The 965-nt window shown below is 55.4% G+C and carries 1 pseudogene; it reads left to right on the forward strand.

The features are described from left to right. Positions 1-965: pseudogene (locus tag TY10_RS31170) on the forward strand (S-layer family protein); the annotation flags it as partial.

The following is a 965-nucleotide window of genomic DNA, read 5'->3' on the forward strand; positions in this document are numbered from 1 at the left end:
TCTGGACGCTGTACTGGGAGCAACAATCACGGCAGGGACAATAACTGCAATCCTAGGAGCAACGATCACAGGTGGAACCCTGAACGCGGTGCTTGGAGCCACAATTACGACCGGTACATTGGCAGCGGTGTCAGGGGCAACGATTACAGCAGGGACAATAACTGCGATTCTCGGAGCTACGATAACCGGAGGTACCGTAGCGTTGTCAGGTGGAACAGTGACCTTATCTGGAGGAACCGTCGCAATATCTGGGGGAACGGTGGCCGTGTCTGGAGCAACAATTACCGGCGGAACCTTGGACGCAGTACTGGGAGCAACAATCACAACCGGTACGTTGGCGGCGGTGTCAGGGGCGACAATTACAGCAGGGACAATAACTGCGATTTTAGGAGCTACGATTACCGGAGGTACTGTGGCCGTGTCTGGAGGAACAGTAGCGATATCCAGTGGAACAGTTGCGGTGTCTGGAGCGACGATCACAGGTGGAACCCTGAACGCGGTTCTTGGAGCGACGATCACAACCGGTACGTTGGCGGCGGTGTCAGGAGCGACAATTACAGCAGGGACAATAACTGCGATCCTTGGTGCAACAATCACTGGTGGTACTGTGGCTTTGTCAGGTGGAACAGTGACCTTATCCGGAGGAACAGTAGCGATATCGGGTGGAACGGTAGCGGTGTCAGGAGCGACGATCACAGGCGGAACTTTGAACGCAGTACTAGGAGCAACGATCACGACCGGTACGTTGGCGGCGGTGTCAGGAGCGACAATTACGGCAGGGACAATAACTGCGATTCTCGGAGCGACAATTACTGGAGGCACCGTAGCGTTGTCTGGAGGTACAGTCGCAATATCCAGCGGAACAGTTGCTGTCTCGGGTGCTACGATTACAGGTGGAACCCTAGACGCGGTTCTTGGAGCCACAATTACGACCGGTACGTTGGCAGCGGTGTCTGGTGCGACGA

It is taken from the genome of Paenibacillus gorillae (assembly GCF_000513275.1).
Taxonomy (GTDB): Bacteria; Bacillota; Bacilli; order Paenibacillales; family Paenibacillaceae; genus Pristimantibacillus; species Pristimantibacillus gorillae.